Raw genomic sequence first — 25,119 nt, forward strand, 5'->3', positions numbered from 1 at the left:
TGGCAGACTTTTTCTGTGCGTTTTTTTCATAGTCTGTTTTAAACATGACAAAATAACATTAAAAATCATGAATGTCACCATAAAATGTAACAAAAAACAGGTTTAAACGACTTTTAAAAAAGGAATAGCCTTACTGAAGATTTGTGTAAAACTCCCCTAAGGCAGTGCTTAAAAAGAATATAAAAAGAAGGTGCCTTAATGAAACAAGGTTTAATCTCGATTATTATCCCGTCTTACAATGAAGGGTATAATGTCAAACTCATTCATGAATCCTTGAAAAAGGAATTCAAGAGCGTTCATTATGACTACGAAATTTTCTTCATAAACGACGGAAGTGTCGATGACACGCTTCAGCAGATCAAAGATTTAGCAGCCGTATCCAGCCGTGTTAAATACATATCTTTTTCACGGAACTTTGGAAAAGAAGCTGCGATTCTGGCGGGCTTTGAGCATGTTCAAGGCGAAGCGGTAATTGTCATGGACGCAGACCTGCAACATCCGACCTATTTGTTGAAGGAGTTTATCAAAGGCTACGAAGAAGGCTATGATCAAGTCATTGCCCAAAGGAACAGAAAAGGCGACAGCCCTGTCCGCTCATTCCTGTCATCTCTGTATTACAAGTTCATCAATAAAGCGGTGGAGGTTGATTTGCGTGACGGTGTCGGAGACTTTCGGCTGTTAAGCCGCCAAGCTGTGGACGCTCTTTTGAAGCTGAGCGAGGGCAACCGCTTTTCAAAAGGTCTGTTTTGCTGGATCGGCTTCGATCAGAAAATCGTGTTTTATGAAAATGTTGAAAGAAAAAACGGCACATCAAAATGGTCGTTCAGCAGTCTGTTTAACTACGGAATGGACGGCATCGTTTCATTTAATCATAAGCCGTTGAGAATATGCTTTTATACCGGCATTTTCATCTTACTGCTTTCCATCATTTATATCATTGCCACATTTTTTAAAATTTTGACGAACGGCATTTCTGTGCCCGGATATTTCACGATTATCTCAGCAGTGTTATTTCTCGGCGGAGTACAGCTGTTAAGCCTCGGAATCATAGGCGAATATATCGGGCGAATCTATTATGAAACAAAAAAACGCCCGCATTATTTGATTAAAGAAGCGAATATCCCGAACAAAGACATGCCTGAAACGAACGAACTGAAAAGCATGCGGCGCCTGACAAAAATGCACTGAAATCACCGAGCAGTGCTTTTTTTTGCCTGTTTACCATCTCAAAAGCAAGACTGGAGAATTCATATGAAAAGAAAATATGTCATGATCTATGCGGCCAGTCTGCTGGTTTCCGTTCTGGCACACGCTTTTTTTGTGAAAGAATGGACGGACGGCAGATATATGACGGGTCCTGGTGACGGGCTTGCGCAAATGATCGTATTTAAAAAAATATTATTTGAACAATATACACATGGGAATTTTTTCTACAATTATTCATTCGGACTCGGCGGCGGTACGTTCAGTCAGCTTGGCTATTATTTTTCTGCTTCCTTTCTTTTTCTTGCGGCGTCCGCCGTCGTTTGGCTGCTTCAAGCCGTCCAGCTGATCGGAGAAGCGGATACGCTTTTTTGGGCGGAATCAGCTGTTTTTATCAGTATTTTTAAACTGAGCCTGATCATCTTTACGGCCGCTTCTGTTTTTCACTATCTTCTCATACACAGAGCGGCGTCGTTTACGGGGGCCGTATTATATGGTACCTCAATCATTTATTTCCGACACGAAGCGTATTGGGAATTTTTTACCGATACAATGATCTGGCTTCCGCTGTTAGTGCTCGGAGCGGAAAAAGTCATTAGGGAACGGCGTCCGGCATGGTTTATCATTGCGTCTTCGCTGACGTTAATCAACAATTTTTACTTTGCATACATAAACTTGATATTCATCGGAATTTACGTGCTGTTCAGATGGCTCATCCGGCTGGAAAAGCATGAAGAGAAAAGATGGATTCAATGCAGAATGTTTGTCGTTTCAGGCCTGATTTCTTTTGGTATTAGTGCGGCGGCGTTTATGCCGGTGGTATACGGGTATTTAAACAACCTGCGCCCTCCGTACAGCCAGAACATAGAGTGGCTTAATTTCGATGATAATATCTTATTTACAAGCCGGATCATCATTTTGCCGGCTGCCTTTCTGCTGTTTTTATTTATTGTTTCTTTTTACAAAAACCGCGTGTTTCGTCTCTTTGCCGGATTGAGCCTGCTGTTTATTCTGTTTCATTTCAGCCCGTATGCGGCAAGCGCATTTAACGGCTTTTCCGCCCCGCAAAACCGGTTTGAATATGTTCTGGCCTTTACCATCGCGGGAGCCGCTGCGGCGGGCCTGACACAGCTGTCGGAACTGAAATGGAAAGAACTGCTCCCGGCTGCGTCCGTTGTCCTGCTTTTGTACTTATATCATATCCAAAGGGATAAGATTGATATATGGAAGCCTGCGAATGAATGGATTCTATTACTTTTATTCCTGACAATCGCTGCCTTGTTTACTTCAGCCATTGCGAAAAAACGGGCAACGGTAGCTGTGTACGGTGTGGTCATTCTTTCTTCACTGCTCGTCGCTAACACCTATCAAAAATACGCACTCTCAGAAGGCGGCGGTCTGGACAGAGTGACAAGAGCATATCTCACGGGTGAGGAGTACAGAGGGGAAGAATCTTCTGAGCTCATCAAGCGTTTACAGAAGGAAGACGATGATCCGCTCATGAGAATCGACTGGATGAACGGGGTCCGCAATAACACGCCAATCATTTACGGGTTTAATGGCTTCAGCGCCTATTCCAGCATTTTAAACAAAGATCTGCTGACCTTTTATTGGAATGATTTGAGCATCGATATGGGGAGGGAAAGCGTCAGCCGTTATGCGTCATTAGGAGACAGGGCGAATTTATACAGCCTGCTTTACGGCAAATACTACATGACGGAAAAAACAAACGAAGCCAATGTCCCGTACGGCTTCAAAAAGCACTTGGAATCAGAGCATTATGCGGTTTATGAAAATCAATACATGCTTCCTTTTGTCAAAACAGCCGATGCCATATACAGCGAAACCGAGCTGGACAAATTGCCCGCTCTTGCGAAAGAACAGGCGATGCTGCAAGGAATTGTAGTAGCAGATCCAGCGGAGAAAACGGAGCAGGCACCAAAACTGGCCAATCTAATTCACAAGTCGGACATCACCGCAAAGCATGCCCAGTATCAAAACGGACTGCTCACTGTGTCTGGAGAAAACGGAGGAGAACTGATCATTACCCCGCAAGAGGCGTCATCCTCTCCCGGAGACTACTATGTCAGCTTTTATTTAAAAAGCAAAGCAAAGGACAAAGGATTTACGTTAAGAGTCAATGATTATGCCACAACAAGGAAATCGAACCAATCGATTTATAAAACCGGAGTAAATGAGATCACGGTCAGAGTGCCTAAATCAGGCCATATCTCGATCAAACTTCCGAAAGGATCATATGAACTGAGAAACATAGCGCTCTACGAAGAAAATTATCAAATACTGAAAAGCGCTGTGCGGAAAAATAAAACAGAAGAAGCAGACAATCTGAAATGGGATAAAAACAAACTGATGTTTGCCTATCATCTGTCAAAAGACAAGTACATCATGCTTCCCATCCCTTATGAAAAAGGCTGGGAGCTGAAGATTAACGGGAAACCACAGACGATCGAAAAAGCGGACTATGCTTTCATAGGCTTTAAGGCGCAAAAGGGAGACAATCACATTGAGCTGGCCTACTATCCGCCATACTTTAAACGATCGGCGCTCATATCTCTAGTCAGTCTGCTGCTTGCTGTTTTATATATAAGACGAAAAAAGCCCGGCTCTAAATAGAGCCGAGCTTTAATTTTTTCTGGAGCTTTTCTTCGCTGAATATCCATCCCGTATAGGATGAGCGAATCTTGAGATCATGGCCGATATGAACGATGGCCACAAACGGATAATGGCCTTTGCTTCGGTAACGCAGGTCAATAAATCTCACCTCATAATGATCTTTAAACGTATCCACTTCCCATCGGTAAACAGGAGAAAATGACAGAAACGCCGCAATGTTATCATCCTGCTTTGCGGCATGCATCACTTCGGTTTCAGGAACAGGCACCCGATTAAACGTATCCAGAATCACGACATGCCCTTCCATGCTTCTTCCCACATAGAAAGCATGGGCTGTCGTAACTGCGATCCGCCATTGCCTGAATTTCATCGTCGGAGAAATAATGATGCTTTCGATTTCATCATGAATCATCTCATGAAGCTTCCGTTTAATTCTCAGCTGCATGATCAGGCGCACCATATAATAACCTGCCAATATGATATATAAGCTGAGAAACGTGATGCCGGGACTGCCGCCCGCGTACCATATCGCAATAGCCGCCAGATGGCTGATAAAAATAAACGGATCAAACGTATTAATCAGCCCGAGTGCAACCCACTTTTTCGAAAACGGACGTATGGCTTGTGTTCCGTATGCGTTAAAAATATCAACAAAAACATGCAGAACGACTGCCAGCAGCGTCCACAGCCACAGATGCAGAAAATCGCCCTGCGGATAAAATAAATACAGAATGACCGGGATGATCACAGACCAAAACAAAACAGCGGGAATTGAATGGGTAAATCCTCTGTGATTTCTTATATAAACAGCATTATTTTTAAGCTTTAACACAGTATCAATATCCGGAGCCTGAGAGCCCGCAAGCGTTGCGATCATAACAGCGTGAGCCATTGCCGGATCTGATCCGACAACAGGGTCAAGCGTCGCAATACCGCCAAGTGCGATGCCCATGACGACATGTGTGCCCGTATCCATAGGTGACCTCCTTGCAGGATTGTCCTGCACATTGACTTTATAAGATATTCCCCATTTTCATATACCCAATTTTTCAACCGATTTAATCGTTCTCATATGTTTCCGCTTTTTCTTTACTTCTATTTAATGTAACATATTATCGTACTGTGCCCTTAGTGTACAACAAAAAACAGTCTAAAGAAAAGCGGGGCGCGAAAGACTGGGGAGAAACACATATGAACGTACTTGAAGACAAATTAAAACAAAAAGACATACAGCAATTTCGCGATGATTTAATCTCATGGTTCGAACGAGAGCAGCGCATTCTGCCGTGGAGAGAGGATCAAGATCCATATAAAGTGTGGGTATCTGAAGTGATGCTGCAGCAAACAAGAGTAGATACAGTGATTCCTTATTATCTGCGGTTTGTGGAACAATTCCCGACAGTGGAAGCGCTCGCTGATGCTGATGAAGAAAAAGTGCTGAAAGCATGGGAGGGGCTCGGCTATTATTCGCGAGTCCGAAATCTGCAAAGCGCGGTAAAAGAAGTCAAACAGGAATACGGGGGCATTGTTCCTCCAGACGAGAAAGATTTTGGCGGCTTAAAAGGCGTCGGCCCTTATACAAAGGGAGCTGTGCTCAGCATCGCCTACAATAAACCCGTCCCTGCGGTTGACGGAAATGTGATGCGTGTCATGTCCAGAATTCTTTCCATTTGGGATGACATAGCCAAACCAAAAACAAGGACGATCTTTGAAGATGCAGTTCGTGCATTTATTTCAAAAGAAAAACCATCTGAATTTAATCAAGGGTTGATGGAGCTGGGAGCCTTGATCTGTACGCCGAAATCACCTTCATGCCTGCTATGCCCGGTTCAGCAGCATTGCTCAGCATTTGAAGAAGGCACTGAACGGGAGCTTCCCGTAAAAAGCAAAAAGAAAAAGCCAGGGGTCAAATCAATGGCCGCGATCGTTCTGACTGATGAAGACGGACAAGTGTATATACACAAACGCCCGTCAAAAGGTTTGCTCGCCAACCTGTGGGAATTCCCTAATCTTGAAACACAGAAAGGAATCAAAACCGAGCGTGAACAGCTCACTGCATTTTTAGAAAACGAATGTGGGATACAAGCTGAGATCAGTGATCTGCAAGGTGTAGTCGAGCACGTTTTCACCCACCTGATATGGAATATTTCTGTGTTTTTCGGTAAAGTAAAACAAGTGTCGGATACCGCAGAGCTGAAAAAAGTAACGAAAGAAGAGCTTGAACAATTTGCGTTCCCGGTGTCACATCAAAAAATCTGGAAGATGGCAGTGGAAGCAGCCGAATACAAGGCTGCTCCGTAAACGTTCTTAATCGTAAGTGACGCGCGTGCCGTGGGTGTAGTCCGCTTCATTTCGTTTCATCCCGCCTCGCGCTTCAATTTCTTGCGCTAATTCCCGGTATTTTGATTGGCCTTCTTCGTTTAAATAAGGCATAATTTGCTGAAAGGCATGATGAAAATAGGCGAGTTCACTGTTCTTCCAATCTTTTTTGGAAACCATGTTTAATTCGCTCATATCACGTCCGACATACATAACAGAAGATCCCCCTTTACGTTCTTGCCATTATTGTTTGTGGAAAAAAAAAAACTATACGCTACAAGGAGATGAGGAAAAAATGGAACAAAATAAATGCGCACTCGTAACAGGAAGCAGCCGAGGTGTCGGAAAAGCGGCAGCGATCAGGCTCGCTGAGAACGGTTATAACATCGTCATTAACTATGCACGCAGCAAAAAAGCCGCTTTGGAAACAGCGGAAGAAATCGAAAAGCTTGGTGTCAAAGTGCTTGTCGTAAAAGCAAACGTAGGACAGCAGGCAAAAATCAAAGAAATGTTTCAGCAAATTGAAGAAACGTTCGGCAGACTTGATGTTTTTGTTAATAATGCCGCTTCAGGCGTCCTGAGACCTGTCATGGAATTAGAAGAAACACACTGGGATTGGACGATGAACATTAATGCGAAGGCATTGCTTTTCTGCGCTCAGGAAGCGGCCAAGCTAATGGAAAAGAACGGAGGCGGGCATATCGTCAGCATCAGTTCACTAGGTTCTATCCGCTACCTGGAAAACTACACGACAGTTGGGGTATCTAAAGCGGCATTAGAAGCGTTAACCCGTTATCTCGCGGTTGAGCTTTCTCCAAAACAAATTATCGTCAATGCCGTATCGGGCGGAGCGATTGACACAGACGCGCTCAAACACTTCCCGAATAGAGAAGACCTGCTCGAGGATGCGCGTCAAAACACGCCGGCAGGACGCATGGTTGAGATTAAAGACATGGTTGATACTGTCGAATTTTTAGTGTCATCTAAGGCTGACATGATTCGCGGACAGACCATTATCATCGATGGCGGACGCTCGCTGCTCGTTTAAAAATTTTAAAAAAGAGGAATAGCCATACCGTCACCTGCACATTCTAATGACCGTGGAGGTGATAACAATGGCAAACCAAAATTTCAGCAAAACAAACGCACAACAAGTCAAAAAACAAAACCAACAATCAGCTGCTGGTCAAGGCCAATTCGGCACTGAATTTGCTAGCGAAACAAACGCTCAGCAAGTCAGAAAACAAAACCAGCAATCAGCTGCTGGCCAACAAGGTCAATTCGGCACTGAATTCGCTAGCGAAACAAACGTACAGCAGGTAAGACAGCAAAACCAATCTGCTGAACAAAACAAACAACAAAACAGCTAATCACTGAAACAGAAAAAAGCACTTCATCTTCGGGTGAAAGTGCTTTTTTCTGTTTGTAAAACGACAAAACTTGTGCAAGGTCTACAGAATGAGTCAAAGGGTTTGCTTTCTTGAGATCGAAATAATGAAAGGAGGAAACGTTTAGACTTTCACCAGGCTGAAGGAGGAACCGATGACGGAATTTGAAAAGCTGGTAAGTGAACAGATGAAAACGATGGACAAGCTTCTCGAGCTCCAATCAGAGCTCGACCGCTGCAAACAAATTGAAGCAGAACTCCGGCATTTGGAAAGAGATGCAAGGCTGCGCGGTATTCAGAATGAAATTGCGGTAAAACGGAAACATCTTGCCGATATAAAGGATATGTTTCAAAAACAGACAGAGCAGGTGATTCGTTCATATCGCAGCTCAGAAAAGCCGTCTTCCTTTGTGTAGAGCAGGAATGTGCCATTCCCCGGCCGGAATGGCTCTTTTATTTTCATTTTTCAATTTGTAACGTTATAATAGGTAAAAGACGTTGTCGGTAAGCAAAATTTGGACATACTAACTGTAGGGCTTTATAGAAAGTAGGGGAGAAATATGGGCTATCCCAAGGAAGGAGAAACCATTCAAATTCACAGCTATAAGCATAACGGGCTGATTCATAGAATTTGGAATGAGACGACAATCTTAAAAAGTACAGAAATGTGTGTCATTGGAGCCAATGACCGGACGATGGTTACCGAATCAGACGGCCGGACATGGATAACCAGAGAGCCCGCAATCTGTTATTTTCACGCAAGACAATGGTTTAATGTCATCGGGATGCTGAGGGAAGACGGAGTTCATTACTATTGTAATATCAGTTCTCCATTTGCCTACGATGGCGAAGCAATTAAATATATTGATTATGACTTAGATGTTAAGGTTTTTCCTGACATGACCTACAATATTCTCGATGAAGACGAATATGATGATCATCGGAAAGCCATGAATTATCCAAAAGAAATCGACAGTATTTTAAGAGACTACCTAAACACGCTGCTCCATTGGATTCACCAGCGTCAGGGACCGTTTGCTCCCGAGTTTGTCGATATGTGGTATGAACGGTATTTGCGCTATACAAAATAATGGTTATGTAAAAACCTGTTGGGGGGTACAACAGGTTTTTCACATGGGCTCACACACATCATGATAAAGAGAGGGGGAATCAACGTGGGGGTTATGAAACGCTACATGCAGTTCGTCAAGCCTTATAAGAAGCAAATTTTCGTTACAGTGTTAATTGGAATCGTAAAATTCTCCATTCCGCTTGCTCTCCCATTGCTTTTGAAGTACGTAGTTGACGATATTATTCAAGGAGGCGGCACAGCAAGTGACAAAACAACGTCATTGTTGACCATTATGGCGATTATGTTCGCCTTATTTTTAATTTTGCGCCCGCCTGTTGAATACTATAGGCAATATTTTGCCCAGTGGACAGCCAGCAAGGTGCTCTACGATATAAGAGCCAAGCTATTTGACCATATACAGAAACTGAGCCTTCGTTTTTATGCGAATACAAGAACAGGGGAAGTCATTTCCCGGGTGATCAATGATGTGGAACAAACAAAGGATTTTGTCATCACAGGTCTGATGAATATATGGCTTGATATGCTGACGATTTTGATTGTGATCTCTATCATGCTGACACTGGACATTAAATTAACGCTGATCTCTATCGTATTATTCCCATTATACGGCATATCAGTGAAGTATTTTTACGGCCGTTTAAGAAAGCTGACAAGGGAGCGCTCGCAGGCGCTAGCTCAAGTGCAGGGGCATTTGCACGAGCGCATTCAAGGCATGCCGGTTATCAGAAGTTTTGCGATAGAAGATCATGAACAAGCTAATTTTAATGAGAAAAACAGCCATTTCTTAAATAAAGCCATCAGCCACACGAATTGGAATGCCAAAACCTTTGCAGTCGTTAATACCATTACAGATTTGGCACCGCTCATCGTAATTGCTTGCGCCGGCTATTTTGTCATTAATGGGCCGCTGACAGTCGGCACAATGGTCGCGTTTGTCGGATATATTGACAGAATGTACAACCCAGTTAGAAGGCTGATTAATTCCTCTACAACATTAACGCAGTCAATCGCATCAATGGACAGGGTGTTTGAATTTATTGACGAGCCGTATGAACTCACTGACAAGCCAAATGCCATTAAGGCCGGTCGGATTCGCGGAGAAGTGGAATTTCAAAACGTTTCTTTTCAATATGAAAAGGAAAAAGAAAACATTCTCCATGATGTCTCTTTAAAAGTACATAGAGGAGAAACCGTAGCCCTTGTCGGCATGAGCGGAGGAGGTAAATCAACACTCGTCAGCCTGATCCCGAGATTTTATGATGTGACAAGCGGCAGACTGCTGATTGACGGGTCAGATATTCGCGATTATGAAGCGAGAAGCCTTCGCAACCAGGTTGGTATGGTGCTTCAGGATACCTTTTTATTCAGCGAAACGATTCGGGAAAACATCGCAATCGGCCAACCTGATGCCACGCTGGAAGAGATTATCGAAGCCGCCAAAGCTGCCAATGCCCATGAATTTATTATGAGTTTTCCAGAAGGGTATGAGACCCGGGTGGGAGAAAGAGGCGTGAAGCTGTCAGGCGGACAAAAGCAGCGGATCTCAATCGCGCGGGTATTTCTGAAAAATCCGCCGCTCCTCATTTTAGATGAAGCGACATCAGCTCTTGATCTGGAAAGTGAGCATTACATTCAAGAAGCGATGGATAAACTGGCAAAGGACAGAACAACCTTTGTTGTCGCCCACCGCTTATCAACCATCACACATGCGGATAAGATTGTGGTTATGGAAAACGGCACAATCACCGAAACAGGAACCCATCATGAACTCATGGACTATGACAGTCAGTACAAGCACTTATTTACCATTCAAAATTTGAGTTGAACATCAATCTTATATCCTTTCAACGAAGGATATAAGATTTTTTTGTATATTAAAAACCCGGCTGTTCAACCGGGTTACTCTTCTGTCTCTATTTCGCAGTCTTTCGGATGATACGTTTGAAAACTTGTAATCAGAGTTTCTAAATGTTCAAGCTGATCACGATATTCTACGGCGCTTGCCATAATACTGAGCATATTGTAATCGATTAGCTCATCATCTGTGTTCTGCTGATTTTTTAAAAATGACTTTGTTAAAAGCTGTTTATATTGAATGCCTTCTTCATCTGCGTCATCATGCGGCTTAATTTTTCCGACAAACCGCATCAAAATCCGTTCATGCCAGTAAAGCAGGTAATCAAGTTCTTCAGTCAGTGTTTCTTGAAACTCTTCCGGCATATGATAGATGTCGTTTTCAAGACGATGCAGCTTCTTCAATGTATCAAGCGCCCTGTTTCCAGTAATAATTGCCTGTCTGAACAGGACAAGCTTTCTTGATTTCACATAAGTCGTTTTCTTAAAGTAACTTCTTTCTTCTTTATATAGAAGATAAGTCTGATCAAGCTTGATCATTTTTTCTTTCAGCTTTTCAATATCCTCTTTCAAAATCGAATGCTCTGTTGACTGCCGCATGCTCAGCCTGATCCATTTCATAATTTCTTCTGTATTTTCAACGGTATTGTGAATCAGCTTTGTTTCGTACTTAGGAGGCAAAAACACAAGGTTGACGATAAAAGAAGACAGCACCCCCAAGATGACTGTGCTTGTTCTGATCAGCGCGAACATTAAAAAGTCGTCACCGGCGGATTCTAAAATCGCGATAACTGTTACAAGTGCAATTGAAATGGTATGTTCAATTTTAAGCTTCAGCATGATTGTAATGACAATAACTGCTGTCAACCCGATCATAATCGGGCTGGGTCCAAAAATAAGGCCGAACACTGTGGCGATAACAGCTCCGATAATATTGGCCTGAACCTGATCAATAATAATAAGAAAAGAGCGGTAAATCGACGGCTGAATCGCAAATATCGCTGCAATCCCAGCGAAAATCGGCGCGGGAAGCCCGATCCACGAAGCCAAATAAAGAGCCAGTGTAATCGCAATCCCGGTTTTGAAAATGCGGGCACCAAGTTTCATTGGTTTGTGCGTGCATTCCTTTCTATAATAAATTATGTGACAAAGCAAATGGGCTATCCTTAAAATTCCCGGTCAGTTTATTTGCTAAACAATTAAGTAATATACAGGGATCAATACAAATATTCAAGCTATTTTTTCAAGAAAAAGACCAAAATCTTACACGCTGTGGGAATGAATGAAAAAACAGGAGCTTTATGCTCCTGTCCAAGGGGTGTGATCCTAGTTTTTAAGATGTTTAAAAGCATCCTCGACAGCTGCAAGCGTGTCTTTAATATCCTGCTCTGTGTGTGCTGTTGTAATAAACCAGGCTTCATATTTAGATGGTGCTAAATTAATTCCGCGTTCCAGCATCAGCTTGAAAAACGTAGCGAATGTTTCACCGTCACTGCGTTCAGCCTGCTCGTAATTTTCGATTTTCTCCTCAGAGAAATAAACCGTGAGTGCACCCTTTAACCGGTTGACAGTAATCGTGATGCCATGTGTTTCTGCGTGCTGTAAAATGCCTTCCTCCAGCATAGCGCCAAGATGATCAAGCTTTTCATACACGCCTTCCTCTTTGAGCACTTCCAAACAAGCGATGCCTGATAGGATGGAAGCGGGATTACCGGCCATTGTTCCAGCCTGATAAGCCGGTCCGAGCGGAGCTACCTGCTCCATAATTTCTTTTTTACCCCCATAGGCGCCAATTGGAAGTCCGCCGCCGATAATTTTTCCGAGTGCGGTTAAATCCGGTTTCACCTGTAAGAGATTCTGCGCGCCGCCATACATAAAGCGGAAAGCCGTAATGACTTCATCGTAAATAACGAGAGCGCCCGCATCGTGTGTCAATTCATTTACTTTTTCCAAGAAGCCCTCTTTCGGCTCAACAATTCCAAAGTTGCCGACAATCGGCTCAACGAGAACCGCCGCGATTTCACTGCCCCATTTATCAAGGGCTGCTTTATAGCTTGCGATATCATTAAATGGAACTGTGATTACTTCGTTTGCGATGCTTTTCGGTACGCCGGCTGAGTCTGGCGTGCCGAGAGTAGACGGGCCAGAGCCGGCTGCGACAAGAACAAGATCCGAATGCCCGTGATAACAGCCTGCAAATTTAATGATTTTTGTCCGGCCTGTATATGCGCGAGCCACGCGGATGGTTGTCATCACAGCCTCTGTTCCTGAATTGACAAATCTTACTTTGTCCATAGCGGGAATGGCTTCTTTGAGCATTTTTGCAAATGTAACCTCATGTTTTGTCGGTGTTCCATATAATACACCGTTCTCTGCCGCTTTTTTAATCGCTTCTGTAATATGCGGGTGGGCATGCCCTGTGATGATCGGACCGTACGCCGCTAAATAATCGATGTACTTATTGCCGTCAACATCCCAAAAATAAGCGCCGTTTGCTTTCTCCATTGCGACGGGAGAACCGCCGCCGACCGCTTTATATGATCTAGACGGGCTGTTTACTCCGCCGACAATGTGCGTTAATGCCTCGTTGTGAAGTTCAATTGATTTTGTATGCAAAAATAAAAACCTCCTATATCTCCATGCGTCCTTTCTATTGTAGCATGCTTCCCAATAAGAACAACGGATTCGGGCTTAAGATGGAGAGGACGATGGTTGTAATCTGGACAAGAATTGGATACGCTTAATAAAAAACATTCGGAGGTAAAGCAATGACTATAGAAATCGGACAAAAAGCGCCTGATCTTGAGTTAAAGGGCGATCATGGGGAAACAGTAACATTATCGGATTATAAAGGGAAGTATATCGTGCTTTACTTTTATCCAAAAGACATGACACCGGGATGCACAACTGAAGCATGCGATTTTCGGGACAGCCATGAAAGCTTCGCTGAACTTGATGCTGTTATTATCGGCGTCAGCCCGGACAGCCAGGAAAAACACGGAAAATTTAAAGAGAAGCATAACCTTCCATTTCTGCTTCTTGTTGATGACGAACATAAGCTGGCGGAAGCATTTGATGTTTGGAAGCTGAAGAAAAACTTTGGAAAAGAATATATGGGAATTGAGCGCTCTACTTTTTTGATTGATAAGGAAGGTCGGCTCGTTAAAGAATGGAGAAAGGTAAAAGTAAAAGACCATGTAGCCGAAGCGCTTCAGACACTCAAGGATATGTCGGAAAAGTAAACTGATTTGGTTACTTTCACCCTGATATCAATTGACAAATTATCGTAAAAAGAGTTACACTAATTATAAACATTACAATGTAAGAATTTTTTTTAGAAGAGAGGTGCATGACGGATGGCTGCACATGAACTAAAAGAAGCCTTAGAAACGTTGAAGGAAACCGGAGTTCGCATTACTCCTCAACGTCATGCGATTCTGGAATATCTCGTTAACTCTATGGCTCATCCAACAGCGGACGATATATATAAAGCTCTGGAAGGGAAGTTTCCTAACATGAGCGTAGCGACGGTATATAACAATTTGCGTGTGTTCCGGGAATCCGGTTTGGTAAAAGAGCTCACATACGGTGATGCTTCCAGCAGATTCGATTTTGTCACATCCGATCACTATCACGCGATCTGTGAAAACTGCGGCAAAATTGTGGACTTCCACTACCCGGGCCTTGACGAAGTGGAGCAGCTTGCTGCACATGTCACGGGCTTTAAAGTAAGTCACCACCGTTTAGAAATTTACGGCGTCTGCCAAGAGTGTTCAAAAAAAGAAAACCATTAAAAATAAGCTGACCGTTTCGTACGGTCAGCTTATTTTATTTGGACATTTTCTTTTTATTATAAGCCTCATCAAATTCTTTTCCTTCTAAGCCCCTATCTAAAGTCAGCGGCTCTCTGCAATGCATGCACATATCTACTCTTCCCAAAACCTTTGTCTCTTTTTCACAGCCCGGACATATGACGCGGACCGCTTTGGTCGAAAGCATACCGATCCAAAAGTAAACAACCGTGCTGAGCCCGATGGATAAAAGCCCTAGTATCATAAACAAACTAGAAATCAAAACGGACTCCTTGAAAAAGATCCCGATGTACATAATGACAAACCCAACGAAAACCAAACTTAACGCAAATGTTCTGATTTTATTAATTTTGCTGGAGTATTTCGCCATGTCCATCCCCCTCTGACTTTAACTATAGCACAAACCCAATGGGATTTTCTTCATGTTTTCGGTTGAACTGGAATTTACATATGGAGACTTACTGTGAAATTGTTTATAATAGTTCAATGTGTTTAGAATAAAGGAATTTCGTTTTAACCATAGAATTGAATCAAATAGAAAATAAAAAAATTGAACATTTGCATTGGAGGAATAGTGATGGATAATCTTCTCCGTCCAATTTACCAAGAAAGAGCAAGTCATCCCAACACATTGGCTGTCATTATGATCGAGAGAAGAAACAAAACATCTTCCTTAACAGATAACTTTGATGCCGCTTTGCTTGTGATTGTAAAGGAGGCTGACGAGCCTGTTTTTATAAAGCATTATGAATTTGATCAAAAAACAGCTTCTTTGCATGTGGTAACAGATTCTCAGATTCAAGAATGGATTTTGCTCGGGACAAATAGAAGAATCATAGATTGGATTGTAAATGGCAAAGTCATGTTTGACCGCAATGAATACATTGCCGAGCTGATTGACAGGCTGAATACATTTCCGTTTGCCGAACGCAAACTGAAGATCGGACTTGAATACGGCAAATTAATCAGAAGATATGTTGAAGGAAAAGCTTTTTTTGAAGCCAATCAATTTTTAGATGCCTACAACGCGGTTGTTCATGCGCTGCATCATTTAGCGCGTATAGAAGTAATCGACAGAGGATTCCATCCGGAAACCACGGTATGGAGCCAAGTGCGCCAGATGGAGCCTCAAGTATACAAATTATATTCCGAGCTGATTGAAAGTCACGAGAGCTTGGAAAAAAGACTCGAATTATTATTCTTAGCAAATGATTTCCTCATCCATTCTAAATCTGAAATCGGTTCGGCACATCTTTTCGAGGTGATGAAAGAAAGAGACATTTGGCAATTCGGTGAGCTTCTTCAGCATCCTGACTTAAAGCACTTTACCCAAGACCTTGGCGTTATACTGGATTACCTGACTGACAAGGGACTTATTAACGTCTGCCAGATAGAAACGAAAGGACAGGCTGTCTATCACCGAGGATATTCTTTTAAAAAAGGTGTTGACTCTGATTCTTGACCATGGTATATTATTAAACGTCGCTGATGCGCTTCTAAAAAAACAAGCTCACAGCGGCGGAGAAATAAAATAAAAAACATTTGACAAAAGAAAGTCGAAATGTTATATTAATAAAGTCGCTTCAACAAGAAGTGAGAATGATCTTTGAAAACTAAACAAGACAAAACGTACCTGTTAATTCATTTTTTTAAAAATCGTACAGCAATGTGCGTAGTCAGGGGCCTGCACGATGCAGGTCATGCAGATGTTGTCACAGGATGTGACGAACTTAATCTGCGCTCCATTACTTCATGGAGAGTTTGATCCTGGCTCAGGACGAACGCTGGCGGCGTGCCTAATACATGCAAGTCGAGCGGACAGATGGGAGCTTGCTCCCTGATGTTAGCGGCGGACGGGTGAGTAACACGTGGGTAACCTGCCTGTAAGACTGGGATAACTCCGGGAAACCGGGGCTAATACCGGATGCTTGTTTGAACCGCATGGTTCAAACATAAAAGGTGGCTTCGGCTACCACTTACAGATGGACCCGCGGCGCATTAGCTAGTTGGTGAGGTAACGGCTCACCAAGGCAACGATGCGTAGCCGACCTGAGAGGGTGATCGGCCACACTGGGACTGAGACACGGCCCAGACTCCTACGGGAGGCAGCAGTAGGGAATCTTCCGCAATGGACGAAAGTCTGACGGAGCAACGCCGCGTGAGTGATGAAGGTTTTCGGATCGTAAAGCTCTGTTGTTAGGGAAGAACAAGTACCGTTCGAATAGGGCGGTACCTTGACGGTACCTAACCAGAAAGCCACGGCTAACTACGTGCCAGCAGCCGCGGTAATACGTAGGTGGCAAGCGTTGTCCGGAATTATTGGGCGTAAAGGGCTCGCAGGCGGTTTCTTAAGTCTGATGTGAAAGCCCCCGGCTCAACCGGGGAGGGTCATTGGAAACTGGGGAACTTGAGTGCAGAAGAGGAGAGTGGAATTCCACGTGTAGCGGTGAAATGCGTAGAGATGTGGAGGAACACCAGTGGCGAAGGCGACTCTCTGGTCTGTAACTGACGCTGAGGAGCGAAAGCGTGGGGAGCGAACAGGATTAGATACCCTGGTAGTCCACGCCGTAAACGATGAGTGCTAAGTGTTAGGGGGTTTCCGCCCCTTAGTGCTGCAGCTAACGCATTAAGCACTCCGCCTGGGGAGTACGGTCGCAAGACTGAAACTCAAAGGAATTGACGGGGGCCCGCACAAGCGGTGGAGCATGTGGTTTAATTCGAAGCAACGCGAAGAACCTTACCAGGTCTTGACATCCTCTGACAATCCTAGAGATAGGACGTCCCCTTCGGGGGCAGAGTGACAGGTGGTGCATGGTTGTCGTCAGCTCGTGTCGTGAGATGTTGGGTTAAGTCCCGCAACGAGCGCAACCCTTGATCTTAGTTGCCAGCATTCGGTTGGGCACTCTAAGGTGACTGCCGGTGACAAACCGGAGGAAGGTGGGGATGACGTCAAATCATCATGCCCCTTATGACCTGGGCTACACACGTGCTACAATGGACAGAACAAAGGGCAGCGAAACCGCGAGGTTAAGCCAATCCCACAAATCTGTTCTCAGTTCGGATCGCAGTCTGCAACTCGACTGCGTGAAGCTGGAATCGCTAGTAATCGCGGATCAGCATGCCGCGGTGAATACGTTCCCGGGCCTTGTACACACCGCCCGTCACACCACGAGAGTTTGTAACACCCGAAGTCGGTGAGGTAACCTTTTAGGAGCCAGCCGCCGAAGGTGGGACAGATGATTGGGGTGAAGTCGTAACAAGGTAGCCGTATCGGAAGGTGCGGCTGGATCACCTCCTTTCTAAGGATATATTACGGAATATAAGACCTTGGGTCTTATAAACAGAACGTTCCCTGTCTTGTTTAGTTTTGAAGGATCATTCCTTCAAAAACATAGGAATACCTGCTAAATGCGCCACATCTGTGGGAACGCATGTGTTAGCATGTCCTATACGTTGTTCTTTGAAAACTAGATAACAGTAGACATCACATTCAATTAGTAATACAAGATATCACATAGTGATTCTTTTTAACGGTTAAGTTAGAAAGGGCGCACGGTGGATGCCTTGGCACTAGGAGCCGATGAAGGACGGGACGAACACCGATATGCTTCGGGGAGCTGTAAGCAAGCTTCGATCCGGAGATTTCCGAATGGGGAAACCCACCACTCGTAATGGAGTGGTATCCATATCTGAATTCATAGGATATGAGAAGGCAGACCCGGGGAACTGAAACATCTAAGTACCCGGAGGAAGAGAAAGCAAATGCGATTCCCTGAGTAGCGGCGAGCGAAACGGGATTAGCCCAAACCAAGAGGCTTGCCTCTTGGGGTTGTAGGACACTCTGTACGGAGTTACAAAAGAACGAGGTAGATGAAGAGGTCTGGAAAGGCCCGCCATAGAAGGTAACAGCCCTGTAGTCAAAACTTCGTTCTCTCCTGAGTGGATCCTGAGTACGGCGGAACACGTGAAATTCCGTCGGAATCCGGGAGGACCATCTCCCAAGGCTAAATACTCCCTAGTGACCGATAGTGAACCAGTACCGTGAGGGAAAGGTGAAAAGCACCCCGGAAGGGGAGTGAAACAGATCCTGAAACCGTGTGCCTACAAGTAGTCAGAGCCCGTTAACGGGTGATGGCGTGCCTTTTGTAGAATGAACCGGCGAGTTACGATCCCGTGCAAGGTTAAGCAGAAGATGCGGAGCCGCAGCGAAAGCGAGTCTGAATAGGGCGCATGAGTACGTGGTCGTAGACCCGAAACCAGGTGATCTACCCATGTCCAGGGTGAAGTTCAGGTAACACTGAATGGAGGCCCGAACCCACGCACGTTGAAAAGTGCGGGGATGAGGTGTGGGTAGGGGTGAAATGCCAATCGAACCTGGAGATAGCTGGTTCTCTCCGAAATAGCTTTAGGGCTAGCCTCAAGGTAAGAGTCTTGGAGGTAGAGCACTGATTGGACTAGGGGCCCCTACCGGGTTACCGAATTCAGTCAAACTCCGAATGCCAATGACTTATCCTTGGGAGTCAGACTGCGAGTGATAAGATCCGTAGTCGAAAGGGAAACAGCCCAGACCGCCAGCTAAGGTCCCAAAGTATACGTTAAGTGGAAAAGGATGTGGAGTTGCTTAGACAACCAGGATGTTGGCTTAGAAGCAGCCACCATTTAAAGAGTGCGTAATAGCTCACTGGTCGAGTGACTCTGCGCCGAAAATGTACCGGGGCTAAACGTATCACCGAAGCTGCGGACTGTTCTTCGAACAGTGGTAGGAGAGCGTTCTAAGGGCTGTGAAGCCAGACCGGAAGGACTGGTGGAGCGCTTAGAAGTGAGAATGCCGGTATGAGTAGCGAAAGAGGGGTGAGAATCCCCTCCACCGAATGCCTAAGGTTTCCTGAGGAAGGCTCGTCCGCTCAGGGTTAGTCGGGACCTAAGCCGAGGCCGAAAGGCGTAGGCGATGGACAACAGGTTGATATTCCTGTACCACCTCCTCACCATTTGAGTAATGGGGGGACGCAGGAGGATAGGGTAAGCGCGGTATTGGATATCCGCGTCCAAGCAGTTAGGCTGGGAAATAGGCAAATCCGTTTCCCATAAGGCTGAGCTGTGATGGCGAGCGAAATATAGTAGCGAAGTTCCTGATTCCACACTGCCAAGAAAAGCCTCTAGCGAGGTGAGAGGTGCCCGTACCGCAAACCGACACAGGTAGGCGAGGAGAGAATCCTAAGGTGATCGAGAGAACTCTCGTTAAGGAACTCGGCAAAATGACCCCGTAACTTCGGGAGAAGGGGTGCTCTGTTAGGGTGCAAGCCCGAGAGAGCCGCAGTGAATAGGCCCAGGCGACTGTTTAGCAAAAACACAGGTCTCTGCGAAGCCGTAAGGCGAAGTATAGGGGCTGACGCCTGCCCGGTGCTGGAAGGTTAAGAGGAGCGCTTAGCGTAAGCGAAGGTGCGAATTGAAGCCCCAGTAAACGGCGGCCGTAACTATAACGGTCCTAAGGTAGCGAAATTCCTTGTCGGGTAAGTTCCGACCCGCACGAAAGGCGCAACGATCTGGGCACTGTCTCAACGAGAGACTCGGTGAAATTATAGTACCTGTGAAGATGCAGGTTACCCGCGACAGGACGGAAAGACCCCGTGGAGCTTTACTGCAGCCTGATATTGAATGTTGGTACAGCTTGTACAGGATAGGTAGGAGCCTTGGAAACCGGAGCGCCAGCTTCGGTGGAGGCATCGGTGGGATACTACCCTGGCTGTATTGACCTTCTAACCCGCCGCCCTTATCGGGCGGGGAGACAGTGTCAGGTGGGCAGTTTGACTGGGGCGGTCGCCTCCTAAAAGGTAACGGAGGCGCCCAAAGGTTCCCTCAGAATGGTTGGAAATCATTCGCAGAGTGTAAAGGCACAAGGGAGCTTGACTGCGAGACCTACAAGTCGAGCAGGGACGAAAGTCGGGCTTAGTGATCCGGTGGTTCCGCATGGAAGGGCCATCGCTCAACGGATAAAAGCTACCCCGGGGATAACAGGCTTATCTCCCCCAAGAGTCCACATCGACGGGGAGGTTTGGCACCTCGATGTCGGCTCATCGCATCCTGGGGCTGTAGTCGGTCCCAAGGGTTGGGCTGTTCGCCCATTAAAGCGGTACGCGAGCTGGGTTCAGAACGTCGTGAGACAGTTCGGTCCCTATCCGTCGCGGGCGCAGGAAATTTGAGAGGAGCTGTCCTTAGTACGAGAGGACCGGGATGGACGCACCGCTGGTGTACCAGTTGTTCTGCCAAGGGCATCGCTGGGTAGCTATGTGCGGACGGGATAAGTGCTGAAAGCATCTAAGCATGAAGCCCCCCTCAAGATGAGATTTCCCATTCCGCAAGGAAGTAAGATCCCTGAAAGATGATCAGGTTGATAGGTCTGAGGTGGAAGTGTGGCGACACATGGAGCTGACAGATACTAATCGATCGAGGACTTAACCACATTTTGAATGATGTCATATCTGTTACCTAGTTTTGAGAGAATAAGTTTTTTAAAAAAACACTTGATTTTCTCAAGAATACATAGTATAATATTAAATGTCACTGAAATTGTCTGGTGATGATGGCGAAGAGGTCACACCCGTTCCCATACCGAACACGGAAGTTAAGCTCTTCAGCGCCGATGGTAGTCGGGGGTTTCCCCCTGTGAGAGTAGGCCATCGCCAGGCAGATTTATTCCGCAGTAGCTCAGTGGTAGAGCTATCGGCTGTTAACCGATCGGTCGTAGGTTCGAATCCTACCTGCGGAGCCATCATTGGAGAGCTGTCCGAGTGGTCGAAGGAGCACGATTGGAAATCGTGTAGGCGGTCAACTCCGTCTCAAGGGTTCGAATCCCTTGCTCTCCGCCACTGATACTTATACATAATTATAATTGAAAGTCTGGGCCCGTTGGTCAAGCGGTTAAGACACCGCCCTTTCACGGCGGTAACACGGGTTCGAATCCCGTACGGGTCATTATATGATGGAGGATTAGCTCAGCTGGGAGAGCATCTGCCTTACAAGCAGAGGGTCGGCGGTTCGAGCCCGTCATCCTCCACCATTATCATCGCGGGGTGGAGCAGTTCGGTAGCTCGTCGGGCTCATAACCCGAAGGTCGCAGGTTCAAATCCTGCCCCCGCAACCAAATTATACGAATGAAATAAGGAGTGCCCGAAGGGTGCAACCAAAATAATTCATTTCAATATGGTCCGGTAGTTCAGTTGGTTAGAATGCCTGCCTGTCACGCAGGAGGTCGCGGGTTCGAGTCCCGTCCGGACCGCCATTTAAATAATAAGGCTCGGTAGCTCAGTTGGTAGAGCAACGGACTGAAAATCCGTGTGTCGGCGGTTCGATTCCGTCCCGAGCCACCACTTATGCCGGTGTAGCTCAATTGGTAGAGCAACTGACTTGTAATCAGTAGGTTGGGGGTTCAAGTCCTCTTGCCGGCACTGTTTTTCAAAACTTAATGTGGAGGGGTAGCGAAGTGGCTAAACGCGGCGGACTGTAAATCCGCTCCCTCAGGGTTCGGCAGTTCGAATCTGCCCCCCTCCACCATTTTTATAGGGGCATAGTTTAACGGTAGAACAGAGGTCTCCAAAACCTCCGGTGTGGGTTCGATTCCTACTGCCCCTGCCAAATTTATGACATCTTGAGATTATGGCGGTTGTGGCGAAGTGGTTAACGCACCAGATTGTGGCTCTGGCACTCGTGGGTTCGATTCCCATCAATCGCCCCATATTATCATTGGGCTATAGCCAAGCGGTAAGGCAACGGACTTTGACTCCGTCATGCGTTGGTTCGAATCCAGCTAGCCCAGTCTCACTTTTTTATATCAATTGCATATCATGTATTAAGTCCCTTAAGATGCGGAAGTAGTTCAGTGGTAGAACACCACCTTGCCAAGGTGGGGGTCGCGGGTTCGAATCCCGTCTTCCGCTCCAATTACGGCGGCATAGCCAAGTGGTAAGGCAGAGGTCTGCAAAACCTTTATCCCCGGTTCAAATCCGGGTGTCGCCTTTCTTTTGCCGGGGTGGTGGAATTGGCAGACACACAGGACTTAAAATCCTGCGGTAGGTGACTACCGTGCCGGTTCAAGTCCGGCCCTCGGCACCAATTTTACTTACATGATAAGTCGAATTGGTGTTTTTGTTTTATCATTATAACTAATCATATTAATGATCTACTTGTGTAGATCATTTTTTTATTGCTTTGATTTATCATAAACAGAAGTTCTGATACATGATCATAAAGTTGCTTTACCATTATGTTTAGCCAAGTCTCTTAACACTTTTTTATTATTATCTTTCAAAAAAACTTTTTTGAAATACGTTGACACTTAATAAGATCCATGATATATTTATATTCGTCGGTTAGATACGACGTAAAACTTGCCGGTGTGGCGGAATTGGCAGACGCGCACGACTCAAAATCGTGTTCCTTCTGGAGTGCCGGTTCGACCCCGGCCACCGGTATACTGAAAAACCCGTTTCTTATGTAGAAACGGGTTTTTGTTTTTTAATAATTTATTCAGCGTATTGGTCTATGATCTCTTCTAACACCTCTTCAAGACCTTCTGCATCTTCAAGCTCTGATTGGCTGAAGCGGACACGTACGAGCTGTTCTCCGTCATTATACATCTCTTCCAGCCATCCTCGCAGTCCTCTTGCCCTGCGGTCGACTTCGAAAATGATTTCCAAACCGTCTTCGTCTAAAAGGAAAATGAGCTCTAATTCATCAAGCATCTGACGATAATATCCGGAAGTCGGAACGAACTCAAATTCTTGAACGAATGGAAGACGGCGCTGGAAGTAGGGCGCTTGTTCGCAGTCTGCTTCGTTCAGGCGGAAGCCCAGGTTTTCGATAGCTTCCAGGACATTTTCAATCCAAGGGTGCGCTTCAACGAAAATGCGGTCATGATCGGATTTATCGATACCGCCTTGAATGTCAAGGTCTGTCACCACGGCAACCTCTACTTTCCCTACAGTGATCGGCGTATCTAGAGGCAGAGTGAATGTGAACGGAAATTGATGCCCTTCTCCAGGCTGAATGGCAAATGAACCAGTGACCCGAAAAGAATGGATTGTAGCGTATTTACGGTGCTCTTCATCGTCTTTTACAATGACGTACCGTGTATTAAGCTGTAAGTCAATGTAGCGGATGTCCTGAGCGATTTTTCCGCCTTTGACATGGACAGATCCCCGTACTTCTTCTCCTGGATAATAGGCGTCTCTCTCTAAAATTGTATCTACTTTTGCAGCACCGATTCCGGCACTTGCTGCAAGCTTCTTAAAAAATGACATGTTAGATCTTCCCCTTTTTCTTTTTCTCAACAGATATACGTAAGAAGAAGGGAAAAAGATTCATTTGATTCGTACTTTTTTCCTATTATTCGTCCGTACTAGGGACAGACTAAGAATAATTTAAAGCAAAGGAGCGGAGTTGAAATGAATAAAGAAAGTCTGGTTGCTGATGAATTACATAGAATGTTTTTGGCTGGTGAACTGCAAATCACGGTAGAAGAGGATATAAACAATATTTCCGAAAGGCTTAGAAATGGTGATCTCAGTTTAGACTCATTAAGCGGTGAAGACGCATTTATAAAAGAAACGGTAAACGAGGCTTTACAAAGAGTGGAGCAATAAAAGGAAGAGACGGTGTCCCATAAATGAGACACCGTCTTTTTTTATGACTTTGTTACAGTTCTCTATGAAATGAACAACTGTAACTAATTGTTCATGCAACACTTTCTGAGTTCTGGGTTTGCGAGTTCTGTTACTGCGCAATTTTTATTTTATGCTGGTTTTGGTTGCTGTTAGGTTTGATTCGGGCTATAAATCATCGTTAGGAATTTTATGTTCTAGCTCTTTCTGATAAAAAAATATTTAGCCTTGTGTCATGCTATAATGAATAACAAATTTTGTCGGGGAGTGGGATGATGAAACAGATTATTGCGATGGGAGGGGGCGGTTTTTCGATGGAGCCGGAAAATTTGTCCCTCGATCGATATATCATGAATCAATCGGCACGGAAGACGCCTCGTATTTGTTTTTTGCCGACGGCAAGCGGTGATTCCCAAAACTATGTTCAGCGGTTTTATCATACATTTCAAACACTGGATTGTGTGCCGTCTCATTTATCCTTATTTAAGCCGCCGTCAACAGATTTAACTTCTTTTGTTATGGAAAAGGACGTGATTTATGTTGGCGGGGGGGAATACGCGGAATATGCTTGTGCTATGGAAGGAGTGGGAGCTGGATCTTATTCTCAGAGAGGCGTGGAAGAACGGTGTGGTTCTAGCTGGATTAAGTGCCGGTGCGATCTGCTGGTTTGCAGAAGGGGTGACGGATTCAGCCGGACCGCTGACAAGTATGAAAAGTTTAGGTTTTTTGCAAGGAAGCTTTTGTCCTCATTATGACGGTGAGAAGGATCGGAGACCGATATACCATCAGCTGATATGTAACGAATTCTTGTGCGAGGGCTATGCGGCGGACGATGGAGCGGCTCTTCATTTCATAAATAATCGGCTATTTCAGACAGTGAGTTCAAGACCGGGTGCAAAGGCATATCGGGTAACGAGGGGTGAACATGAAATATTTGAAACCCCGCTGCCGGTTAAATATTTGGGGCGAATTAGCTGAATATTTTATATATTCCTCTTTTTTTTAGGTTGGTTTTATGTTAAGATGAGTCCGAAATCAATAGTTACTGGGGGTGCCCGTTTTCGGGCTGAGAGAGAAGGTAAGCTTCTTAACCCTTTGGACCTGATCTGGTTCGTACCAGCGTGGGGAAGTAGAGAAATTGTTTTTATTATTGTCGTGCTG

Annotated in this window: 18 protein-coding genes, 16 tRNA genes, 3 rRNA genes, 1 pseudogene and 1 riboswitch; of the genes and pseudogenes, 32 read left to right on the forward strand and 6 right to left on the reverse strand. The window is 45.1% G+C overall.

The annotated features are described in order from the left end of the window. Window positions 1-198 precede the first annotated feature (198 nt). Complete coding sequence (locus ABZM97_RS04760; RefSeq protein WP_087992620.1) at window positions 199-1,188, forward strand: glycosyltransferase family 2 protein; 990 nt, start codon at window positions 199-201, stop codon at window positions 1,186-1,188. Between the two features lie 63 nt (window positions 1,189-1,251). Continuing rightward, the gene (locus tag ABZM97_RS04765; protein WP_253268957.1) at window positions 1,252-3,837 is read left to right on the forward strand and encodes a YfhO family protein; all 2,586 of its coding nucleotides are present in this window, start codon (window positions 1,252-1,254) and stop codon (window positions 3,835-3,837) included. Here the strand turns inward: ABZM97_RS04765 and ABZM97_RS04770 are convergent. Next, window positions 3,830-4,813, reverse strand: a complete 984-nt coding sequence (locus ABZM97_RS04770; protein WP_087992622.1) for a metal-dependent hydrolase — start codon at window positions 4,811-4,813, stop codon at window positions 3,830-3,832. The two genes, ABZM97_RS04765 and ABZM97_RS04770, sit on opposite strands and share 8 nt — an antisense overlap. Before the next feature lie 215 nt (window positions 4,814-5,028). Between ABZM97_RS04770 and mutY the strand changes: the two genes are divergently transcribed. Continuing rightward, window positions 5,029-6,138 (forward strand): A/G-specific adenine glycosylase, encoded by a 1,110-nt coding sequence (gene mutY / locus ABZM97_RS04775; RefSeq protein WP_367387285.1) that lies wholly within the window; start codon window positions 5,029-5,031, stop codon window positions 6,136-6,138. Between the two features lie 6 nt (window positions 6,139-6,144). Here mutY and ABZM97_RS04780 read toward each other — a convergent pair whose 3' ends face one another. Further along, window positions 6,145-6,369: a hypothetical protein gene (locus ABZM97_RS04780; protein ID WP_148963672.1), complete on the reverse strand. Its 225-nt coding sequence runs from the start codon at window positions 6,367-6,369 to the stop codon at window positions 6,145-6,147. An 82-nt stretch (window positions 6,370-6,451) separates the two neighbouring features. Between ABZM97_RS04780 and fabL the strand changes: the two genes are divergently transcribed. The 5 genes from fabL to ABZM97_RS04805 all read left to right on the forward strand — a co-directional run bounded on the left by fabL (window position 6,452) and on the right by ABZM97_RS04805 (window position 10,461). Further along, window positions 6,452-7,204, forward strand: a complete 753-nt coding sequence (gene fabL, locus ABZM97_RS04785; protein WP_087992625.1) for an enoyl-[acyl-carrier-protein] reductase FabL — start codon at window positions 6,452-6,454, stop codon at window positions 7,202-7,204. A 67-nt stretch (window positions 7,205-7,271) separates the two neighbouring features. Beyond that, the gene (locus ABZM97_RS04790) at window positions 7,272-7,526 is read left to right on the forward strand and encodes a gamma-type small acid-soluble spore protein (RefSeq protein ID WP_148963673.1); all 255 of its coding nucleotides are present in this window, start codon (window positions 7,272-7,274) and stop codon (window positions 7,524-7,526) included. 172 nt (window positions 7,527-7,698) lie between these two features. Beyond that, entirely contained in the window at window positions 7,699-7,959 is a 261-nt protein-coding gene (locus tag ABZM97_RS04795) for a YgaB family protein (RefSeq protein WP_087992627.1), read from the forward strand. Between the two features lie 144 nt (window positions 7,960-8,103). Beyond that, window positions 8,104-8,634: a DUF402 domain-containing protein gene (locus ABZM97_RS04800; RefSeq protein WP_003223272.1), complete on the forward strand. Its 531-nt coding sequence runs from the start codon at window positions 8,104-8,106 to the stop codon at window positions 8,632-8,634. 84 nt (window positions 8,635-8,718) lie between these two features. Further along, window positions 8,719-10,461 carry an ABC transporter ATP-binding protein gene (locus ABZM97_RS04805; RefSeq protein WP_141113416.1) on the forward strand — a complete coding sequence of 581 codons (1,743 nt, stop codon included), beginning with the start codon at window positions 8,719-8,721 and terminating at the stop codon, window positions 10,459-10,461. Between the two features lie 74 nt (window positions 10,462-10,535). Here the strand turns inward: ABZM97_RS04805 and ABZM97_RS04810 are convergent, their stop codons facing one another. Both ABZM97_RS04810 and ABZM97_RS04815 read right to left on the reverse strand, forming a co-directional pair. Beyond that, window positions 10,536-11,597 (reverse strand): aromatic acid exporter family protein, encoded by a 1,062-nt coding sequence (locus ABZM97_RS04810; RefSeq protein ID WP_087992629.1) that lies wholly within the window; start codon window positions 11,595-11,597, stop codon window positions 10,536-10,538. Between the two features lie 219 nt (window positions 11,598-11,816). Further along, complete coding sequence (locus ABZM97_RS04815) at window positions 11,817-13,106, reverse strand: glutamate-1-semialdehyde 2,1-aminomutase (RefSeq protein ID WP_253268959.1); 1,290 nt, start codon at window positions 13,104-13,106, stop codon at window positions 11,817-11,819. Between the two features lie 152 nt (window positions 13,107-13,258). Here ABZM97_RS04815 and bcp point away from each other — a divergent pair, with 152 nt between their 5' ends. Continuing rightward, a complete protein-coding gene (bcp, locus tag ABZM97_RS04820) occupies window positions 13,259-13,732 on the forward strand; it encodes a thioredoxin-dependent thiol peroxidase (RefSeq protein ID WP_003223280.1) in 474 nt (157 codons plus the stop codon). A 114-nt stretch (window positions 13,733-13,846) separates the two neighbouring features. Next, a complete protein-coding gene (perR, locus tag ABZM97_RS04825; protein ID WP_003223285.1) occupies window positions 13,847-14,284 on the forward strand; it encodes a peroxide-responsive transcriptional repressor PerR in 438 nt (145 codons plus the stop codon). 34 nt (window positions 14,285-14,318) lie between these two features. Here perR and ABZM97_RS04830 read toward each other — a convergent pair whose 3' ends face one another. Then, complete coding sequence (locus ABZM97_RS04830) at window positions 14,319-14,672, reverse strand: YgzB family protein (protein WP_253268960.1); 354 nt, start codon at window positions 14,670-14,672, stop codon at window positions 14,319-14,321. A 207-nt stretch (window positions 14,673-14,879) separates the two neighbouring features. Here ABZM97_RS04830 and ABZM97_RS04835 point away from each other — a divergent pair, with 207 nt between their 5' ends. The 20 genes from ABZM97_RS04835 (at window position 14,880) to ABZM97_RS04930 (ending at window position 22,770) form a co-directional block, all read left to right on the forward strand. After that, complete coding sequence (locus tag ABZM97_RS04835; protein WP_087992632.1) at window positions 14,880-15,764, forward strand: nucleotidyltransferase-like protein; 885 nt, start codon at window positions 14,880-14,882, stop codon at window positions 15,762-15,764. 287 nt (window positions 15,765-16,051) lie between these two features. Beyond that, window positions 16,052-17,601 (forward strand): 16S ribosomal RNA (locus tag ABZM97_RS04840). A gap of 233 nt (window positions 17,602-17,834) precedes the next feature. Then, window positions 17,835-20,762, forward strand: a 23S ribosomal RNA gene (locus ABZM97_RS04845). Between the two features lie 110 nt (window positions 20,763-20,872). Continuing rightward, window positions 20,873-20,988, forward strand: a 5S ribosomal RNA gene (rrf, locus tag ABZM97_RS04850). The 16S, 23S and 5S rRNA genes sit together here with 16 tRNA genes alongside, the layout of an rRNA operon. Before the next feature lie 8 nt (window positions 20,989-20,996). Continuing rightward, window positions 20,997-21,071 (forward strand) — tRNA-Asn (locus ABZM97_RS04855). Window positions 21,072-21,076: 5 nt separating this feature from the next. After that, window positions 21,077-21,168: transfer RNA gene (locus ABZM97_RS04860), tRNA-Ser, on the forward strand. Window positions 21,169-21,202: 34 nt separating this feature from the next. Continuing rightward, window positions 21,203-21,274: transfer RNA gene (locus ABZM97_RS04865), tRNA-Glu, on the forward strand. A gap of 9 nt (window positions 21,275-21,283) precedes the next feature. Beyond that, window positions 21,284-21,359 (forward strand) — tRNA-Val (locus ABZM97_RS04870). Between the two features lie 7 nt (window positions 21,360-21,366). Next, window positions 21,367-21,443: transfer RNA gene (locus ABZM97_RS04875), tRNA-Met, on the forward strand. Between the two features lie 61 nt (window positions 21,444-21,504). After that, window positions 21,505-21,581, forward strand: a tRNA-Asp gene (locus ABZM97_RS04880). A gap of 12 nt (window positions 21,582-21,593) precedes the next feature. Then, window positions 21,594-21,669 (forward strand) — tRNA-Phe (locus tag ABZM97_RS04885). A gap of 5 nt (window positions 21,670-21,674) precedes the next feature. Further along, window positions 21,675-21,747: transfer RNA gene (locus ABZM97_RS04890), tRNA-Thr, on the forward strand. Between the two features lie 21 nt (window positions 21,748-21,768). Further along, window positions 21,769-21,853 (forward strand) — tRNA-Tyr (locus tag ABZM97_RS04895). Window positions 21,854-21,860: 7 nt separating this feature from the next. Then, window positions 21,861-21,934: transfer RNA gene (locus ABZM97_RS04900), tRNA-Trp, on the forward strand. A gap of 24 nt (window positions 21,935-21,958) precedes the next feature. After that, a tRNA-His gene (locus ABZM97_RS04905) sits at window positions 21,959-22,034 on the forward strand. Window positions 22,035-22,043: 9 nt separating this feature from the next. After that, a tRNA-Gln gene (locus tag ABZM97_RS04910) sits at window positions 22,044-22,115 on the forward strand. 49 nt (window positions 22,116-22,164) lie between these two features. Then, window positions 22,165-22,239: transfer RNA gene (locus ABZM97_RS04915), tRNA-Gly, on the forward strand. Between the two features lie 5 nt (window positions 22,240-22,244). Then, window positions 22,245-22,315, forward strand: a tRNA-Cys gene (locus tag ABZM97_RS04920). 7 nt (window positions 22,316-22,322) lie between these two features. After that, window positions 22,323-22,411: transfer RNA gene (locus ABZM97_RS04925), tRNA-Leu, on the forward strand. A gap of 277 nt (window positions 22,412-22,688) precedes the next feature. Continuing rightward, window positions 22,689-22,770, forward strand: a tRNA-Leu gene (locus tag ABZM97_RS04930). 51 nt (window positions 22,771-22,821) lie between these two features. Here ABZM97_RS04930 and spo0M read toward each other — a convergent pair. After that, window positions 22,822-23,598 carry a sporulation control protein Spo0M gene (gene spo0M, locus ABZM97_RS04935; protein WP_289346746.1) on the reverse strand — a complete coding sequence of 259 codons (777 nt, stop codon included), beginning with the start codon at window positions 23,596-23,598 and terminating at the stop codon, window positions 22,822-22,824. A 144-nt stretch (window positions 23,599-23,742) separates the two neighbouring features. On the opposite strand from spo0M, the gene ABZM97_RS04940 reads away from it, so the two are divergent. Continuing rightward, window positions 23,743-23,940: a hypothetical protein gene (locus ABZM97_RS04940; protein ID WP_087993699.1), complete on the forward strand. Its 198-nt coding sequence runs from the start codon at window positions 23,743-23,745 to the stop codon at window positions 23,938-23,940. Window positions 23,941-24,233: 293 nt separating this feature from the next. Next, window positions 24,234-24,936, forward strand: a pseudogene (locus tag ABZM97_RS04945) (Type 1 glutamine amidotransferase-like domain-containing protein). Between the two features lie 59 nt (window positions 24,937-24,995). After that, a riboswitch (TPP riboswitch) is annotated at window positions 24,996-25,103 on the forward strand. The last annotated feature ends 16 nt before the right edge of the window (window positions 25,104-25,119 follow it).

It is taken from the genome of Bacillus vallismortis (genome assembly GCF_040784915.1).
In the GTDB taxonomy this organism is placed as follows: Bacteria; Bacillota; Bacilli; order Bacillales; family Bacillaceae; genus Bacillus; species Bacillus subtilis_G.

Coding starts and splice junctions, on each gene's coding strand:
- ABZM97_RS04770 (WP_087992622.1), bottom strand. CDS start 4,813: ATGGATACGGGCACACATGTCGTCATGGGCATCGCACTTGGCGGTATT.
- perR (WP_003223285.1), top strand. CDS start 13,847: ATGGCTGCACATGAACTAAAAGAAGCCTTAGAAACGTTGAAGGAAACC.
- ABZM97_RS04780 (WP_148963672.1), bottom strand. CDS start 6,369: ATGTATGTCGGACGTGATATGAGCGAATTAAACATGGTTTCCAAAAAA.
- ABZM97_RS04765 (WP_253268957.1), top strand. CDS start 1,252: ATGAAAAGAAAATATGTCATGATCTATGCGGCCAGTCTGCTGGTTTCC.
- ABZM97_RS04795 (WP_087992627.1), top strand. CDS start 7,699: ATGACGGAATTTGAAAAGCTGGTAAGTGAACAGATGAAAACGATGGAC.
- ABZM97_RS04790 (WP_148963673.1), top strand. CDS start 7,272: ATGGCAAACCAAAATTTCAGCAAAACAAACGCACAACAAGTCAAAAAA.
- ABZM97_RS04760 (WP_087992620.1), top strand. CDS start 199: ATGAAACAAGGTTTAATCTCGATTATTATCCCGTCTTACAATGAAGGG.
- mutY (WP_367387285.1), top strand. CDS start 5,029: ATGAACGTACTTGAAGACAAATTAAAACAAAAAGACATACAGCAATTT.
- ABZM97_RS04940 (WP_087993699.1), top strand. CDS start 23,743: ATGAATAAAGAAAGTCTGGTTGCTGATGAATTACATAGAATGTTTTTG.
- fabL (WP_087992625.1), top strand. CDS start 6,452: ATGGAACAAAATAAATGCGCACTCGTAACAGGAAGCAGCCGAGGTGTC.
- ABZM97_RS04800 (WP_003223272.1), top strand. CDS start 8,104: ATGGGCTATCCCAAGGAAGGAGAAACCATTCAAATTCACAGCTATAAG.
- bcp (WP_003223280.1), top strand. CDS start 13,259: ATGACTATAGAAATCGGACAAAAAGCGCCTGATCTTGAGTTAAAGGGC.
- spo0M (WP_289346746.1), bottom strand. CDS start 23,598: ATGTCATTTTTTAAGAAGCTTGCAGCAAGTGCCGGAATCGGTGCTGCA.
- ABZM97_RS04830 (WP_253268960.1), bottom strand. CDS start 14,672: ATGGCGAAATACTCCAGCAAAATTAATAAAATCAGAACATTTGCGTTA.
- ABZM97_RS04810 (WP_087992629.1), bottom strand. CDS start 11,597: ATGAAACTTGGTGCCCGCATTTTCAAAACCGGGATTGCGATTACACTG.
- ABZM97_RS04835 (WP_087992632.1), top strand. CDS start 14,880: ATGGATAATCTTCTCCGTCCAATTTACCAAGAAAGAGCAAGTCATCCC.